This is a genomic window from Ralstonia sp. 25mfcol4.1, from assembly GCF_900104095.1.
Taxonomy (GTDB): Bacteria; Pseudomonadota; Gammaproteobacteria; order Burkholderiales; family Burkholderiaceae; genus Cupriavidus.
Window position 1 is genome coordinate 30,116 of record NZ_FNJO01000015.1, and the last position, 16,310, is coordinate 46,425.

General features: G+C 65.4%; 11 protein-coding genes and 1 pseudogene. 11 read left to right on the forward strand and 1 reads right to left on the reverse strand.

Annotated features, from left to right (window positions below; translation table 11 throughout):
- The first annotated feature begins 223 nt into the window (after window positions 1-223).
- The 11 genes and pseudogenes from BLQ58_RS22770 to BLQ58_RS22815 all read left to right on the forward strand — a co-directional run bounded on the left by BLQ58_RS22770 (window position 224) and on the right by BLQ58_RS22815 (window position 15,420).
- The gene (locus BLQ58_RS22770) at window positions 224-2,524 is read left to right on the forward strand and encodes a primosomal protein N' (RefSeq protein WP_092602400.1); all 2,301 of its coding nucleotides are present in this window, start codon (window positions 224-226) and stop codon (window positions 2,522-2,524) included.
- Window positions 2,525-2,718: 194 nt separating this feature from the next.
- Complete coding sequence (gene putA / locus BLQ58_RS22775; RefSeq protein ID WP_092602233.1) at window positions 2,719-6,672, forward strand: trifunctional transcriptional regulator/proline dehydrogenase/L-glutamate gamma-semialdehyde dehydrogenase; 3,954 nt, start codon at window positions 2,719-2,721, stop codon at window positions 6,670-6,672.
- 158 nt (window positions 6,673-6,830) lie between these two features.
- A complete protein-coding gene (locus BLQ58_RS22780; RefSeq protein ID WP_092602235.1) occupies window positions 6,831-7,982 on the forward strand; it encodes a branched-chain amino acid ABC transporter substrate-binding protein in 1,152 nt (383 codons plus the stop codon).
- 250 nt (window positions 7,983-8,232) lie between these two features.
- Window positions 8,233-8,820: a PAAR domain-containing protein gene (locus BLQ58_RS22785; RefSeq protein ID WP_092602237.1), complete on the forward strand. Its 588-nt coding sequence runs from the start codon at window positions 8,233-8,235 to the stop codon at window positions 8,818-8,820.
- A gap of 128 nt (window positions 8,821-8,948) precedes the next feature.
- A pseudogene (locus BLQ58_RS22795) lies at window positions 8,949-9,676 on the forward strand (DUF6402 family protein).
- The gene (locus tag BLQ58_RS28920) at window positions 9,660-10,025 is read left to right on the forward strand and encodes a hypothetical protein (protein WP_139186151.1); all 366 of its coding nucleotides are present in this window, start codon (window positions 9,660-9,662) and stop codon (window positions 10,023-10,025) included. The pseudogene BLQ58_RS22795 and the gene BLQ58_RS28920 overlap by 17 nt, the downstream one beginning before the upstream one ends.
- Window positions 10,026-10,216: 191 nt before the next feature.
- The gene (locus BLQ58_RS22800; protein WP_092602243.1) at window positions 10,217-10,369 is read left to right on the forward strand and encodes a M35 family metallo-endopeptidase; all 153 of its coding nucleotides are present in this window, start codon (window positions 10,217-10,219) and stop codon (window positions 10,367-10,369) included.
- A 25-nt stretch (window positions 10,370-10,394) separates the two neighbouring features.
- Complete coding sequence (locus BLQ58_RS28925) at window positions 10,395-10,763, forward strand: OmpA family protein (protein ID WP_175459973.1); 369 nt, start codon at window positions 10,395-10,397, stop codon at window positions 10,761-10,763.
- Between the two features lie 175 nt (window positions 10,764-10,938).
- Window positions 10,939-12,906: a tetratricopeptide repeat protein gene (locus BLQ58_RS22805; RefSeq protein WP_175459974.1), complete on the forward strand. Its 1,968-nt coding sequence runs from the start codon at window positions 10,939-10,941 to the stop codon at window positions 12,904-12,906.
- A 184-nt stretch (window positions 12,907-13,090) separates the two neighbouring features.
- A complete protein-coding gene (locus BLQ58_RS22810) occupies window positions 13,091-14,305 on the forward strand; it encodes a cation:proton antiporter (protein WP_092602404.1) in 1,215 nt (404 codons plus the stop codon).
- Window positions 14,305-15,420, forward strand: coding sequence for a YbdK family carboxylate-amine ligase (locus BLQ58_RS22815; protein ID WP_092602245.1), 1,116 nt, complete (start codon window positions 14,305-14,307; stop codon window positions 15,418-15,420). Before BLQ58_RS22810 ends, BLQ58_RS22815 begins: the two co-directional genes overlap by 1 nt.
- Before the next feature lie 65 nt (window positions 15,421-15,485).
- Here BLQ58_RS22815 and BLQ58_RS22820 read toward each other — a convergent pair whose 3' ends face one another.
- Window positions 15,486-16,250 (reverse strand): MBL fold metallo-hydrolase, encoded by a 765-nt coding sequence (locus BLQ58_RS22820; RefSeq protein WP_092602406.1) that lies wholly within the window; start codon window positions 16,248-16,250, stop codon window positions 15,486-15,488.
- Window positions 16,251-16,310 lie beyond the last annotated feature (60 nt).

The following is a 16,310-nucleotide window of genomic DNA, read 5'->3' on the forward strand; positions in this document are numbered from 1 at the left end:
TGCCGGGAAGTCGGTGCGACTTTTCAACAAAGTTATCCACAGGGTCGATGGAAGGGGTGGAAAACCATCCGTGGATCATCGACTTAGGGTCACATTTGAAGTTTTACTTTAAGTTGATGTTGCGCCGCACACAGACATTCGCCCCGCTCCGTCGTATCCCGCGCGTGCACAAGATCAGCGCACCCGGGCTGCACCATGCGGGGGGCTGCGTATGACCTCGAACATGGCCCAACCCGCTCATCACGGCGCCGAGGCCCGGTTTGTGGCATCTTCCCCACAGTCGTCCCCGGGCGCCATCGTCCGTGTCGCATTGGATACCCCCGCCGACGATTGCTTCGACTATCTGGCCGATGACGGGGTGGCGCCGGGCGAGTTGGTCGTGGTGCCGTTTGGTCGGCGTCAGGCGGTCGGGGTGGCCGTCGCGCGTGTAGATCACTCCGACGTCCCGGAAGACAAGCTTCGCCCCCTTGTGCAGCGAAACGACTGGATGCCGCCGCTGAGCCTCGAATGGATCGCGTTGGCCCGCTTCGCCGCCCGCTACTACCATCGCCGGCTCGGGGAAGTGATGCTACCTGCGCTCCCGCCGTCGCTGCGGGAGTCCGAAACCTGGGAGCGTCTGGGGCAGCGTGCGCGCACCACGCAGTACCGGGTACGCGCAGACCAGGCCGAAACGCTGCGTGAGGCGGCCCCCCCGCGCGCGCGCACCGTTCGCGCGTTGGCCGATGCCCTGATCGATACGCAGGACTGGGTACGCCTGGCCGACGCCCGCGAACTCTGCGCGGCGGCGCCGGCACGACTGGACGAATGGACCGCGGCCGGCTGGATCGAATGCATGCATGTCGACCGGCCCTTGCTGGAAACGGACGCGACCCGCGCGCCGTCCGTGGCGCCCACCCTGCATGCCGAGCAGCAGCTGGCGGTAGAGGCCATTGCGGCGGCGCAAGGCTACGCGGCTTTCCTCCTGCACGGCGTAACGGGAAGCGGCAAGACCGAAGTCTATCTTCATGCCATGGCCCAGCAGCTCGCGGCCGATCCCACGGCGCAGGTGCTGATGCTGGTGCCTGAGATCAATCTCACGCCGCAACTGCAATCGCGCATCGCCGAACGGTTTCCCCATCTGCCGCTGGCGGTGCTGCACAGCGGCCTGGCCGACCAGGAGCGCAGCCTGCAATGGCTGGCGGCCCATCGCGGCGAGGCACGCATCGTCCTGGGCACCCGCATGGCGGTGATGGCGTCGATGCCGCACCTGCGTCTGATCGTGGTCGATGAGGAGCACGATACTTCCTACAAGCAGCAGGAAGGCCTGCGGTACTCGGCACGCGACCTCGCCGTGTGGCGCGCGAACCAGCTTGGCATCCCCGTGGTGCTGGGGTCCGCAACGCCTTCGATGGAGACCTGGTACCGGGCGGAGCAGGGCGCGTATCGCAAGCTGGTCCTGCGCGAGCGCGCCCAGGCCGACGCGGCGCTGCCGGCTGTGCGACTGATCGATCTCAACCACGAACGTCAACGGCAGCGGGCGCTGTACGAAGGGCTGTCGGTGCCGCTGCTCGACGCCATCCAGCAGCGCCTGGATCGTGGCCAGCAGAGCCTGCTGTTCCTGAACCGGCGCGGCTATGCGCCCGTGCTGGCTTGCGACAGCTGCGGCTGGCTGTCCGGTTGTCCGCGTTGTTCCGCGTATCTGGTGCTGCATCGTCCCGAGCGGCGCCTGCGTTGCCACCACTGCGGCCTGGAATCGCCGGTGCCGCACCATTGCCCCGACTGCGGCAACGTGGATATCGCGCCACTCGGACGCGGTACGCAGCGGATCGAGGAAGCCCTGGCCGCGCGCTTTCCGCAGGCGCGCATCGCCCGGATCGATGCCGACTCCACGCGCCGCAAGGGCAGCGCCCAGGCGATGTTCGACGAGGTGCATGCGGGCGAGGTCGATATCCTGGTCGGCACGCAGATGGTGGCCAAAGGACACGACTTCCAGCGCGTGACGCTGGTGGGTATCGTCCACCCCGATGCCGCAATGTTCAGCCACGACTTCCGCGCGGCCGAGCATCTCTTCGCGTCGCTGATGCAGGTGTCGGGCCGGGCGGGCAGGGCGGGGCTGGGCGGCGAAGTGATGATCCAGACGCGCTACCCGGACGCCCCCGCATTGCAGGCGCTGGCGCGCCATGACTATGATGGATTCGCGGCCAGCCAGCTGCGCGAGCGGCGGCAGGCCGGGTTGCCCCCGTTTGCCTACCAGGTCTTGATTACGGCCGAGCACGGCCAGTTGGAGCGGGCCCTCGCGTTTCTGCAGGCGGCGCGCGAACAGGCCGACGCCTGCCCGCTGGCGCCCGAGGTGCAACTGCACGACCCGGTGCCGATGTCGATGGTGCGGCTTTTCAACAAGGAGCGCGCCCAGATGCTGGTGGAAGCGGGCTCGCGCCCCGTCCTGCAACGTTTCGTGAGTGAGTGGGTGCCGACTTTCGAAGGCGTCGGCACGCGTGTAAAGGGTGTGCGCTGGCAGTTGGAAATCGATCCGCTGCGGATCTGAGAGCCCGTCGTCACCCACGAATGTTGCGCCAGTGCAACCTTTTCGTGATGGCGGCACTAAGTGGTTGCACTAGGTTGCACCTAGTAAATCTCCGAGAGTAAGATCGCGCCAGCCCCGTAGTCTGGCCCGGTACGCTTGCCCGTGTCGCCAGGACTGCCCACCGTCTTACCAAGATCCGCTGGAGAACTCCCCGCATGGCCACCACCACCCTTGGCGTCAAGCTCGACGATGCTTCGCGCGAACGCCTCAAACGTGTTGCCCAATCGATCGACCGCACGCCGCACTGGCTGATCAAGCAGGCGATCTTCACGTATCTGGAACAGGTGGAGCGCGGCCATCTGCCGCACGAGGCCGGTTCGGCCGCGCTGGGCGACGGGGAGGCTGCCGACGCTGGCGATGCCGCGCACGGCGACGCCATGCCGCAGCCGTTCCTTGAATTTGCCCAGAGCATCCAGCCGCAGTCGGTGCTGCGCGCCGCCATCACGTCGGCCTATCGCCGGCCCGAAACCGAATGCGTGCCGGTGCTGCTGGAGCAGGCCCGCCTGCCCCAAGCGCAGGCTGACGCCGCCATCAAGATGGCCAAGGCACTGGCGCAGAAGCTGCGGGAGCAGAAGGTTGGCACCGGCCGCGAAGGCCTGGTGCAGGGGCTGATCCAGGAATTCTCGCTGTCGTCGCAGGAAGGCGTGGCGCTGATGTGCCTGGCCGAAGCCCTGCTGCGCATCCCCGACAAGGCCACGCGCGATGCGCTGATCCGCGACAAGATCAGTGGCGCGAACTGGCAGTCGCACCTGGGCCAGAGCCCGTCGCTGTTCGTCAACGCCGCCACCTGGGGCCTGCTGCTGACCGGCCGGCTGGTGGCCACCCATACCGAAGCAGGCCTGTCGAAGGCGCTGACGCGCATCATCGGAAAGGGCGGCGAGCCGCTGATCCGCAAGGGCGTGGACATGGCCATGCGCCTGATGGGCGAACAGTTCGTCACCGGCGAAACCATCTCCGAGGCGCTGGCCAACGCGCGCAAGTACGAGGCCGAGGGCTTCCGCTATTCGTACGACATGCTTGGCGAAGCGGCCATGACCGAGGCCGACGCCCAGCGGTATCTGGCATCGTACGAGCAGGCTATCCACGCCATCGGCCAGGCGTCGCGCGGCCGGGGCATCTATGAAGGCCCGGGCATCTCGATCAAGCTGTCGGCGCTGCACCCGCGCTACAGCCGCGCCCAGCACGAGCGCGTGATCACCGAACTCTATGGCCGCCTGAAGAGCCTGACGATGCTGGCCCGCCAGTACGACATCGGCATCAACATCGACGCCGAGGAAGCCGACCGGCTGGAAATCTCGCTCGACCTGCTGGAACGCCTGTGCTTCGAGCCCGAGCTGGCCGGCTGGAACGGTATCGGCTTCGTGGTGCAGGGCTACCAGAAGCGTTGCCCGTTCGTGATCGACTACCTGATCGACCTGGCGCGCCGCAGCCGCCATCGCCTGATGATCCGTCTGGTCAAGGGCGCCTACTGGGACAGCGAAATCAAGCGCGGCCAGGTGGACGGCCTGGAGGGCTATCCGGTCTACACGCGCAAGGTCTATACCGATGTGTCGTACGTGGCCTGCGCGCGCAAGCTGCTGTCGGTGCCGGACGCGATCTATCCGCAGTTCGCCACGCACAACGCGCACACGCTGTCCGCCATCTACCAGATCGCCGGCCAGAACTACTATCCGGGCCAGTATGAGTTCCAGTGCCTGCACGGCATGGGCGAGCCACTGTACGACCAGGTGGTGGGCGCCAAGGCCGACGGCAAGTTCGGCCGCCCGTGCCGGATCTACGCCCCCGTGGGTACGCACGAGACCCTGCTGGCGTACCTGGTGCGCCGCCTGCTGGAAAACGGCGCGAACACGTCGTTCGTGAACCGTATCGCCGATGACTCGATTCCGCTCGACGAACTGGTGGCCGACCCGGTGGCCGTGGTCGAGCAGATGCACAAGACCGAAGGCACGCTGGGCCTGCCGCACCCGCGCATCCCGCAGCCGCGCGCGCTGTACGGCAAGGCGCGTGCCAATTCGGCCGGTATCGACCTGTCGAACGAGCATCGCCTGGCGTCGCTGTCATCGGCGCTGCTGGCCGGTACCAGCGAGGTGCTGCGCGCCGACCCGCTGCTGGGCGCCGAGGTGGATCGTGGCGACGCCAAGTCCGAACCGGTGCTGAACCCCGCCGATCACCGCGACGTGGTGGGCCACGTCAGCGAAGCCACGCCGGCCGAGATCGAAGCCGCGCTGACGGCCGCCGTGAACGTGGCGCCGATCTGGCAGGCCACGCCGCCGGAAGTGCGTGCCGCCGCGCTGGAACGCGCCGCCGACCTGATGGAAGCCCAGATGCAGTCGCTGATGGGCATCATCATGCGCGAGGCCGGCAAGACGTTCTCGAACGCCATCGCCGAAGTGCGCGAAGCCGTGGACTTCCTGCGCTACTACGCCGTGCAGGTGCGCGAGACGTTCTCGAACGACACGCACCGTCCGCTGGGCCCGGTGGTCTGCATCAGCCCGTGGAACTTCCCGCTGGCGATCTTCACCGGCCAGGTGGCCGCCGCCCTGGCCGCCGGCAACCCGGTGCTGGCGAAGCCGGCGGAACAGACGCCGCTGATCGCCGCCGCCGCCGTGCGCCTGCTGCGCGATGCCGGCGTGCCGGCCGGCGCCGTGCAACTGCTGCCGGGCCGTGGCGAAACGGTGGGCGCCGCGCTGGTGGGCGATGCGCGCGTGAAGGGCGTGATGTTCACCGGCTCCACCGAAGTGGCGCGCCTGCTGCAGCGTAACGTGGCGGGCCGCCTGGACGCCGCGGGCCGTCCGATCCCGCTGATCGCCGAAACCGGCGGCCAGAACGCGATGATCGTCGATTCGTCGGCGCTGGCCGAGCAGGTGGTGGGCGACGTCGTGAACTCGGCGTTCGATTCCGCCGGCCAGCGTTGCTCGGCGCTGCGTGTGCTGTGCCTGCAGGAAGACGTGGCCGACCGCATCCTGGAAATGCTCAAGGGCGCGATGGGCGAACTGACGCTGGGCAACCCGGATCGCCTGTCCACCGACGTCGGCCCGGTGATCGACGACGAGGCGCGCGGCAACATCGTGCGCCATATCGAGGCCATGCGGGCCAAGGGCCGCCGCGTGCACCAGGCCGACGCCGATCCGGCCGCCTGCCGCAACGGCACGTTCGTGCCGCCGACGCTGATCGAACTCGATTCGATCGGGGAACTCAAGCGCGAGGTGTTCGGCCCGGTGCTGCACGTGGTGCGCTACCCGCGCGCCGCGCTGGACACGATGATCGGCCAGATCAATGACACCGGCTACGGCCTGACGCTGGGCATCCATACGCGGATCGACGAAACCATCGCGCATATCGTTGACCGCGCGCACGTGGGCAACCTGTATGTGAACCGCAATATCGTGGGCGCCGTGGTGGGCGTGCAGCCGTTTGGCGGCGAAGGCCTGTCGGGCACCGGGCCGAAGGCCGGCGGCCCGCTGTACCTGCATCGCCTGCTGTCGGTGTGCCCGCAGGATGCGGTGGTACGTGGCGTGCGCACGTCCGACATGGGCGGCGCCACGCCGGCCGCGCCGGAAAACACCGCGCTGGCCGCCCTGCAGGCCTGGGCAAAGACCAGCCTGCCGGACGTGGCGGACGCCTGCGGGCGCTTCGCCGCAGCTTCGGCCTCGGGCCTGTCGGTGACGCTGCCGGGCCCCACGGGCGAGCGTAATACGTACTCGCTGCTGCCGCGCGAACGGGTGCTGTGCCTGGCCCAGCAGGAATCGGATCTGGCGCTGCAACTGGCGGCCGTGCTGGCCGTCGGCTCCGAAGCGTTGTGGACTGACACACCCGTCGCAAAGACCCTGTTGGCGCGCCTGCCTGCCGCAGTACAATCGCGCGTCCGCGTGGTTTCCGACTGGCAGGGTACCGATATCGCCTTCGACGCGGTGCTGCACCACGGCGATTCCGACCAGCTGCGCACGGTCTGCGAGCAGGTGGCCACGCGCCCCGGCCCGATCGTCAGCGTGCAGGGCCTGGCTCAGGGTGAACCGAATATCGCGCTGGAGCGTTTGTTGATCGAGCGTTCGCTGTCCGTCAATACGGCGGCGGCGGGCGGCAATGCAAGTCTGATGACGATCGGCTGAGGCCAGGGGCCTGGCGGATTGTCAGCAAAGCGCGTGGCGGGGGCCGGCGATCCCGACCCTGCCGCGCAACCCAGGAACGGAACGGTGCCGCCAACGCCGATCCGCAAATATGCCGACACCGGCACCATATGGCACCCTATGGGACCCAAGGAGAACTGATGAGCTCGACATTCCGCAAGACGGCCATGACCGTTGCCATGGCCGTTGCAGGCCTGACCGCCGCCTCGGCCGCATTCGCCCAGGCGCAGGAAATCAAGCTGGGCTACGCCGGCCCGCTGACCGGCGGCCAGGCACAGTACGGCAAGGACATGCAGAACGGCATCGTCCTGGCCATCGACGACATGAACGCCACCAAGCCGAAGATCGGCGGCAAGGATGTCAAGTTCGTCCTGATCTCCGAAGACGACCAGGCCGACCCGAAGACCGGTTCGGTGGTGGCGCAGAAGCTGGTGGACGCCGGCATCCAGGGCATGCTCGGGCACTTCAACTCGGGCACCAGCATCCCGGCGTCGATGGTCTACAACCGCGCCGGCATTCCGCAGATCGCCATGGCCACGGCGCCTGAATACACCAAGCAGGGCTTCAAGACCACGTTCCGCATGATGACGTCCGACACCCAGCAGGGTTCGGTGATCGGCGCCTTCGTGGTGAAGAAGCTGGGCGCGAAGAACATCGCCATCGTCGACGACCGCACCGCCTACGGCCAGGGCTTGGCCGACGAGTTCGAGAAGGCCGCCAAGGCCGCCGGCGGCAAGATCGTCCGCCGCGAATTCACGAACGACAAGGCCGTGGACTTCAAGGCCGTGCTGACCAACATCAAGCGCAGCAACCCGGACGTGATCTTCTATGGCGGCGCCGAGACCCAGTCGGCCCCGATGGCCAAGCAGGTCAAGGAACTGGGCATGAAGGCCCCGATCGTGTCGGGCGAGATGTCCAAGACCGACAACTTCCTGAAGCTGGCCGGCCCGGCAGCCGAAGGCACCGTGGTGTCGCTGGCCGGCCTGCCGCTGGAACAGATGCCCGGTGGCGCCGCCTACGAAAAGAAGTACGAGAAGCGCTTTGGCTCGAAGGTCCAGACGTACTCGCCGTACGCCTATGACGGCGCCACCGCGATGATGACCGCCATGATCAAGGCCGGCTCGGCCGATCCGGCGCGCTACCTGCCGGTGCTGGCCGCCACGAACATGCAGGGCGTGACGACCAAGACCCTGGCCTACGACGCACGCGGAGACCTGAAGGACGGCGGTATCACCGTCTACAAGGTCGAAGGCGGCAAGTGGACCGTGCTGGAAACGGTCGGCGGCAAGTAATCGCCCCGATTGCCACAGTTTTGATGCATTTCCTGTAGTACCTCAGCACACCGGACGGCTTTCCTACGGACGATGTGTTCTGAACCAGTAGCACTGACGCCACCCGGGCCTGGCCCGTGGTGGCGTTTTTTGTTTTGGGCGGGACGTAACCCATTTCAAGGGTACGGCGATTGTGCTCCGGGTACGGGCGTCGCTAGCCTGCTGCGCAATGCTGTCGAGGGCGATGGCATTTCGTCATGGGGGCGGCGGCATGGTGATCTTCTATACGGCAGTGATGGGCGATCCGCTCGATACGGACGGCAACGGTCAAATTATCGAAGGCGCGCAGGACAACACAATCGACGGCCCGGATGGTCGGAGCCGCCCCGTCGCACTAATCGGACACCGGGCATGGTGCGATGCATGCAAGAGCGTTGGCTTGATAGTGGAGGCGCCTGGATCGCCATATCACAACAGGATGGTGGATTTCGTGGCAGGCGGAGCGCGGGAAGCCTTGGGCGGTGATCTCGTGATGTGCAAGTGCAAGTCACCGGCTCGCATTATTGCCGTCTATGGCCGCAGCTCGATGATTCTTCCCGATTCCGGTCCCGCTTTGGAGACGGCTGAGGCACGAGCCAATCCCGCAGGAAACCCCGACGACTACGACGAACACTTTGTCCTGACGGACTTGCGCACGGGCCGGCCACTGGCGGGCTTCGCATGGGGCATCGATACACCGGACGGGCCACGCGAAGGTTGCACGGGCGCAGACGGGAAGACGGCCACCATTTGCGGCTGCGACCGCGAGCCAATCACCCTCTCATGGATCGCGCAGACGGAAATGGGGATTCGATCATGAGCATCGCTACGTCCAATCTCAGCCCGAAAGACAACCGTCAAGGCGCGGTTGTGAAGGTCGACCAGATGTATCTCGACGAGATACCTGGCGCCATGGACAAGATGGGCTGGCGGGTGTCTGCCGCATTGATGCGCAGATGGTTTGCAACGAAGCCGGCTTGGGTGATGGGGCCGGAAGATAGGGTTGAGGCTGATGTTTTGAAGCACCCGGCATCGCGTGTGGATAACCGACTGATAACCATGAAATGGTTGCTGAGCCACGAATCGGTACTCCAGCGTTTGATGAACTAAGTTCTGCTTGGGACACGGCCGGTGGCCGGAGAGAATTGATGAAACGGTTAAAAGCCGCAGGCTGGAAACCTGGCGTCCGCACCAAGCTAGGTTATGGGGTCACCAACGCAATGCAGGCGGAGACGACGTGTCAGGTGAACTACAGCATCTTCGGTGCTTACCGGGACACATTTAACGATCTATTTGGTGCTATTAACAAGGGTTTGTTCAAACTGGCGTTGAAAGGTCAGACTACCGAATCACCGATAACGGGGCGTGAAGTTTTCGAAATCCACAAGATCGGAATCTATTGCCGGGACACGTACGACTTTGGTGCGGAGTGGTGGGTTGATAGCGCCTTCGGACTTGGTGTGTGGAGTCGCGATCGCTGCTTGTCTAAAGCAGAAATGGCGGCTTATGTCAGCGCCCCCGCCCCTTTTAGAGCAGCGCGATTCCCTGGCTTTGTGCCCCTGCGCAATGTCGATTTTCGGCGTTGGCAGCAAGCGAGAAACGAGGGTGGGGATTTCTATGTCTTTTCAGACATTCTCTGGATCGAGCCGCATATTGATCATGTCCCTCTGGCGTAAGCGCAGCTGGCTGTTGGGCGCTTTACTGCTTGGCGCAAGCGTTGTCGCCTACAACAGTCGGCAGGGCGTTCCGCTTGGCGGCAACTGCTGGAGTCCGAACGGCGAGTACTTTTTGGTGCGTAGGCAGACTTTGACGTCGGCCGTCATCTCGGAGCCCGATTTTGAGACCGGATGGATCCTTATATTCGACAAATACGGCAATCTGATACATCGCTGGGATGGGAGTCTTCACCCGGCAGGCGGCCCGTTTTGGGATGATGATGCCGTAATTGTCGGGGGGGTGGACGGGGCCGTTTTGCCCTTGCCAACGGCTGCTGGAAGCGGTGATCTTGCTCAGCGCTGTTATTGAACGCGCGACTGTTCGGTAGCCACGAATGATAATTAAGCGCTTGTTTTACCAATGGCTTCAACGGAAACGGTGGTATTTCCTTCCACTCATCCCATTCCTTCTCATGGCCGCCAACTTCTCTTACAGCCTCCTGTTTGGCGAGCGCTGCTGGAGTCCCAATCGTCAATACTATTTGATACAGGTCATCGACATTGATCCACGAACTTACGCACTTCGAGGACACATTTTCAGCGCGCGACTGGCAGTATTCGATGCGAGAGTGCTTGGGATTTGCCAGAACACACCCTCATTTGGCTACGCAAAACGCGGACAGCATTACCGGGTATGTCATCTATGAGCGGTAAATGCTACTTGGCGTGGTTCGTTGGCATGCTGTCAACCCAGATCGCGTTTGCGTGCGTGCCAAGCCGGAACGTCGATATCTATTTTGCGTTCGACTCGGCCGAAATATCGGCGGCCGAATTTCGCAGATTAGCTGATTGGGCGCTGGAGCAACGCAAAAACTATCCGAATCAGCAGGCGATCTACCTGGACGGCTATGCGGAAGAAGTCGAGTCTGCCCCGCGCGCGCTTGCCAGCCGAAGGGCCTCGGAAGTCGAAAGATTGCTTGTCCAGCTTCGATTCAACAGCATCCCGATGGAAACATCGGCAGCCGTATATCGAACAGGCAACGTCAGCAATGGCAAGCGAGTTGAGGTTTCCCTGCTTCCCGCCTGCCCGAACGATTGCTGTCGATGAGGGCTCGCTGGTGCAACGGCGCAAGCTACAGCATTCCGGCCCCTGATTCCGACGATCCCGCGCTCCGCAGACCCACTTCCCACGCCCGTCAACCCAAATCAGACCCCTTTCCGCCCCTGTTCTCTCCCAAGCGTGCCACGGCAATGGCGCATAATTCCGCCTTTGCCGAATTCTGATGAAGGAGCGGACCGTGCAGGATGTCCGTTACGAGCACGCGATCGCGCTGGCCAATGCCGGGCGCCATGACGAGGCGTTGCAGGTTGCCGACCAGCTGTGGGCGGCGCACCCCGAGGTAGTGGATTACGCCGCGTTGCGGGCGCAGATCCAGTCCGACCGTGGCGACGTGGCTGCCGCGCTGGCTGCGCTGGACGAAGCCATGGCGCGCCTGCCCGAGCTGTCGCTGGCGCCGATGCACCGCTGGGCGTCGCGCGGGGCGCTGGTCCATATGTATGGCACCTTGCTGATGCGCGATGGCCGCGACACCGAGGCGCAGCCATGGCTGCACGAGGCGGCGCGCCGCAATGGGCTGGCCACCGGCGAATGGGCCGCGCACTTCTATGCGGGTTTTGTCGCGTTCCGGCTGAACGACTTCGCGCTGGCCGGGCGGTACTGGCACGATCTGCTGTACCGTGCCCCCGACCTGGGCGCCAGCGACATCCTGCCGCTGGTACAGGATTACGTGGCGCGCAGCGATGCCGCCGAACTGCTGGGCGAACCGCTGCTGCGCATCTGCCTGGGGCGCATCGCGCTCGATTCCCCCGAACTGCTCGACCTGACGCCTGCACAAGGCGATGCGCTGGCCGCTGCCCAGGCCGAGCGCGTGCTGGCCGAACAGCCCGATCACCCCGAGGCACGGCGCCTGCGGGCGCCGCTGCGGCTGGGATCCGAACCCGCCGCTGCGCTCGACGATCTGGAGACGTACCTGCGCCAGCGGCCCGACCCGCTCGCGCAGGTACGTGCCCTGACGTGGCGGCACCAGGCGAATGTGACCGCCGGCGCCAACGCTCCGGCGCAACCGGCGTGGACCGGTTTCGCCGTGACGGCGGATGCCGACGATGGCGCGCTGTATTTCCATGCGGCGACTGCGCTGGGCAGCTTTCTGGATGAGGTACCCGCCTCGCAGGCGGCGCTCAAGCCGACGCTGGAGGCTATGTGCCGCAAGGGTCTCTCGTGCTTCGAGGCGTATTTCGAGACCGGCGAGGGCGATGCCCAGGGCCACGGCGGCAATGCCGACCCCCATCTCTATTCGCTGCTGTGCCGCCTGCTGGGACGTACGCTGCCGGCCGGTGCGGCGCACCTGGACGAGAAGGTCGCGTTGCACCGCAAGGGCATGGCGGCCAGCGATTTCATCGACCACTGGATCGACCTGCTCGACGCCTATGCGTCGGCGGGCCAGCACCAGCAGGTCGTCGACATGGCCGGCGAGGTGCTGAACCGCTATCCGGTGGAGCGCAATCCGGCCGGCGTGAGCTGGGCCTTCAGCCGTCTGGTGGCGGCCTGGGCGGCGATCGGCGGGCGCGAAGCCACCGAATCTGCCAGTGCCGCGCTGGCGCATATGGATGCCCGGCTCGATGCATTGCCCGTGGAAGCGCGCACCGAGGGCGCCCACGCGATGGCCCACGCGCGTGCCCATTACGGCGCGTTACTGCAGACCGGCATGGCGTCGATGGACGAGCACGACAAGGCGGATGCCGTCGCCGAGCTGGAAGCCCTGCAACGTCGCTCGCTGCTGATCGAGGATGCCTGGGTGTCGGCCCGTTTCGGCCAGATCTGGCGCGACCTCGGTGACAACGAGCGCGCCATGCCGCTGCTCGAACAGGCGGTGCAACTCGGCGAGGGCGATGCACGACAGCAGGCGCCGGCTCGCGTGCAGCGCGCCAGGCTGCTGGTGGACCTGGAGCGTCACACCGAGGCGCTGACCGACTTCCAGATCGCCTTCGCGGCGCGCGAGGACTGGGACGCACAGACCTGGCTGGCCGCAGTGCAGGCCGCCCTCGGCATGGGACAGCGCGAAACAGCGTTGGGATGGTTCGAGCGCGCGCGCGGTCTCGATGCCGAAAAGGGCGCTACCCGTGGCCTGTTCGCCAAGGTGGAAACGGCACTGAAGGCCACACGGCCCAAATGGAAGCTCTGGGGCGTCTGAGTGTCCGGCCGGACAATGTGACCCACCGCACCAGAGACGATTCTGATTTTGCAAGTCCTACAAAAGCGCTATCGAAGACGATAGCGCTTTTTCTTTGCAGAACGCGAAAGTTGGTCGCGCGTTCGGGAAAGTGTCGGACAAGCACTTACATTTCCCGACGTGTCCTTCCGTTACCATGTCGCGCATGAACGGATTGAGCCAACTTTTTCCCTCGCTGCCGCTGGCGCCGGGCGGACTGTTCTGGGTGGGCCTTGCGCTGGTTGGCGCGGGCCTGGCCGGTGAAGTCTGCCGCCGCTGGCTGGGCTGTCCGCGTATCGTCGGCTACGCGGTGGTAGGGCTGTTCGCCGGTATGCTCGGGCGCAGCATTGTCGACGACAACATGATCGCGCAGACCCGGGTGCTGATCGACATGGCGCTGGCGCTGGCGCTGTTCGAGCTGGGCCACCGGCTGTCGCTGTCCTGGCTGCGCGCCAATCCCTGGCTGCTGATCACCAGCGCCGCGGAAAGCCTGCTGACCTGGGGGCTGGTGTCCACGGTGCTGCAGTGGATGGGGGCCTCGCCGGGCGTGGCCATCCTGGCCGGTGGTATCGCGGTCAGCACTTCGCCCACCATCGTGCTGCAGCTCAAGAACGAGCTGCGCGCGGACGGCCAGGTTACCGAACGCCTGATGGCGATGTCGGCACTCAATTCGATCTACGCCGCGGCCATCGTGCAGGTGGCCACCGGCTGGCTCCATTCCGAATACGGCAACCTGGGGGCGGCACTGCTGCATCCGCTGTACCTGCTGGTGGGCTCGTGCCTGCTCGCGTGGGTGGTCGGCAAGTTCGGGCATGCGATCTACGCGCGCATGTCGGCCGACGATCACTACAGCTTTCTGGTACTGGTGGGGCTGGTGCTGTTCACGCTGGCGCTGACGCGGGTGCTGAAGCTGTCGATGCCGCTGACGCTGATGCTGGCCGGCGTGGTGTTCAAGCACCAGGATCGCCAGCCGCATGTGTGGCCCACGCACTTTGGCAGCGCGGGCAGCCTGCTGATCATCGTGATGGTGGTGTCGCTGGGCCTGCCGCTGACCGCGAGGGACTGGGTGGTGGGCGGGTCGCTGGCGGTGGCGCTGGTGTTCTTCCGTCACGTAGCCAAGCTGGCCGGCGTGGTATCGCTGGGTTCGTTTTCGGGCCTGAGCCTGCGCCAGTGCGCGGCGCTCGGGCTCGCGCTGGCGCCGATGTCCGGGCTGGCTTATCTTTTGATGAGCGACGTGGCCCGCCTGTACCCGGGCACAGGGGCGCCGCTCGCATCGATCATCCTGTGCGCGCTCGCGATCGAGCAGCTGCTTGCGCCGATCATCGCGGCATGGGCGCTGCGCTTCGCCGGCGAGAGGCGTGACCATGGAGGAGGGCGCTGATGTCGCTCGAACCGTTCAAGCATTCCGAGGCGCTGACCTTCGGCGTCGAGCTGGAACTTCAGCTCGTCAACCGGCACGACTATGACCTGGCGCCGTTCGCCCCGGATCTGCTGCGCGCACTCAAAGGCGCGCAGCACGCCGGCGACATCAAGCCGGAAATCAGCCCGTCGATGATCGAGATCAGCACCGGTATCTGCCATGACTATGCGCAGGCGCTGGAGGAACTGACCGTGATGCGCGACCTGATGGTCAATGCGTCGCGCGGGCTGAACCTTGGCATCTGCGGCGGCGGCACGCATCCGTTTCAGGTCTGGTCGGAGCGCACGATCTCGAATTCGCCGCGTTACCAGTACATTTCCGAACTCTATGGCTATCTGGCCAAGCAGTTCACTGTGTTTGGCCAGCACGTGCACATCGGGTGTCCGACCCCCGATGAGTCGCTGTTCCTGCTCCATGCCATCGGGCGATACGTGCCGCACTTTATCGCGTTGGCCGCTTCGTCGCCCTACGTGCAGGGCGTGGATACGGGCTTCGCATCGGCGCGCCTGAATTCGGTAGCGGCGTTCCCGATGAGCGGCCGTGCCCCGCATGTGCTGACGTGGGACGGCTTCGAGGCGTATTTCAACAAGATGCGCGCCACCGGCGTGATCGAGAGCATGAAGGACTTCTATTGGGATATCCGTCCCAAGCCGGAGTTCGGCACGATCGAGGTGCGCGTGATGGACACTCCGCTGACCGTGCAGCGGGCCTGCGACATCGCCGCCTATATCCAGGCGCTGGCGCGCTACCTGCTGTTGTCGCGGCCGTTCATGCCGCAGGAAGACGACTACCTGGTGTACACGTTCAATCGCTTCCAGGCTTGCCGCTTCGGGCTGGAAGGCGAATACGTGCATCCGAACGAACTCACCCGGATGCCGATCGCGGACCATATCCTGTCGATCTGCGACGCGCTGGAGCCCCACGCCGAAGCGCTGGGGTCGCTCCAGGCGCTGGCCAATATCCGGGCGCAGGCGGCGGCACGCGACAATGATGCACGCCTGGTGCGCACGGTAAACGACGAGGCGCACAGCCTGCGTGACACGGTGCGTCGTACCTGCGAATTGTGGGAGTCCTGACGCACTACCCGGGCCCAGGCTGAGGCCGGGCCTATCCTGGGGCCAGCCCGCAGAAAGCCCCTCCCTCAACCCCGAAAACCGCCCTGGATGCCGTGCGGTACGCTTTCCCCGTCGCGGCCGCTGGCCAGCCCGAGCTGCTGGTTGGCCGGGACGGCGACGTCGATCAGCTTGGGCCGCGGCAGGTTCAGGTTGCGCATCATCACGATGAACTCGTCGCGCGTGCGGCCGGCTATCCGGCTGTTGGTGGCGCGCTCGTGGCCGATCGTGGATTCGGTCCGGCCCTTGTAGTCGTGGGCGGGATAGACGCGCGTGTCGTCGGGCAGGCGGAAAAGCTTCTGCGTCAGGCTGTCGAACAGCGTGCCGGCGTCGCCCGACTGGAAATCGGTACGCCCGCAGCCGTCGATCAGCAACGCGTCGCCGGTGAAGATGCGCCGCGTTGTGCCTTCAAGCGATGACTCTTCCCACAGGTAGCTCATGCTGCCGGCGGTATGGCCGGGGGTGTGGATCGCGCGCAGCACCTGGCGACCGAACGGGATCGTATCCCCATCGATCAGTTGCTTCAGCGCGGGCTTGATGTCGCAGCCCGAGGGCGCGGCGGTGCTGGCGCCCGTCAACTGGGCAAGGTGTCCGGCTGACGTGATGTGATCGGCGTGCGCGTGGGTCTCCACTACCCAGGCCAGTTTGGCGCCGGTCTGCTCTAGCAGCGCAAGGTCGCGCGCGTACTGACGGTCGACGGGGTCGATCAGCACGGCCTCGCGCGTGTCCGCGTCGATCAGCAGGTAAGTGAACGTGGACGAAGCCTCGTCGAACAACTGGTGAAAGGTCTGCATGGCGGTATTGTTGTGGCAAACCGGAAGTGCTTCCATGATACGTCGCCGGCCGGCGCCGGC

Bases quoted from the DNA above. Each gene is read 5' to 3' on its own strand.
- BLQ58_RS22770 (WP_092602400.1), top strand. From the start codon at position 224: ATGGCCCAACCCGCTCATCACGGCGCCGAGGCCCGGTTTGTGGCATCT.
- putA (WP_092602233.1), top strand. From the start codon at position 2,719: ATGGCCACCACCACCCTTGGCGTCAAGCTCGACGATGCTTCGCGCGAA.
- BLQ58_RS22780 (WP_092602235.1), top strand. From the start codon at position 6,831: ATGAGCTCGACATTCCGCAAGACGGCCATGACCGTTGCCATGGCCGTT.
- BLQ58_RS22785 (WP_092602237.1), top strand. From the start codon at position 8,233: ATGGTGATCTTCTATACGGCAGTGATGGGCGATCCGCTCGATACGGAC.
- BLQ58_RS28920 (WP_139186151.1), top strand. From the start codon at position 9,660: ATGTCCCTCTGGCGTAAGCGCAGCTGGCTGTTGGGCGCTTTACTGCTT.
- BLQ58_RS28925 (WP_175459973.1), top strand. From the start codon at position 10,395: ATGCTGTCAACCCAGATCGCGTTTGCGTGCGTGCCAAGCCGGAACGTC.
- BLQ58_RS22805 (WP_175459974.1), top strand. From the start codon at position 10,939: ATGAAGGAGCGGACCGTGCAGGATGTCCGTTACGAGCACGCGATCGCG.
- BLQ58_RS22810 (WP_092602404.1), top strand. From the start codon at position 13,091: ATGAACGGATTGAGCCAACTTTTTCCCTCGCTGCCGCTGGCGCCGGGC.
- BLQ58_RS22815 (WP_092602245.1), top strand. From the start codon at position 14,305: ATGTCGCTCGAACCGTTCAAGCATTCCGAGGCGCTGACCTTCGGCGTC.
- BLQ58_RS22820 (WP_092602406.1), bottom strand. From the start codon at position 16,250: ATGCAGACCTTTCACCAGTTGTTCGACGAGGCTTCGTCCACGTTCACT.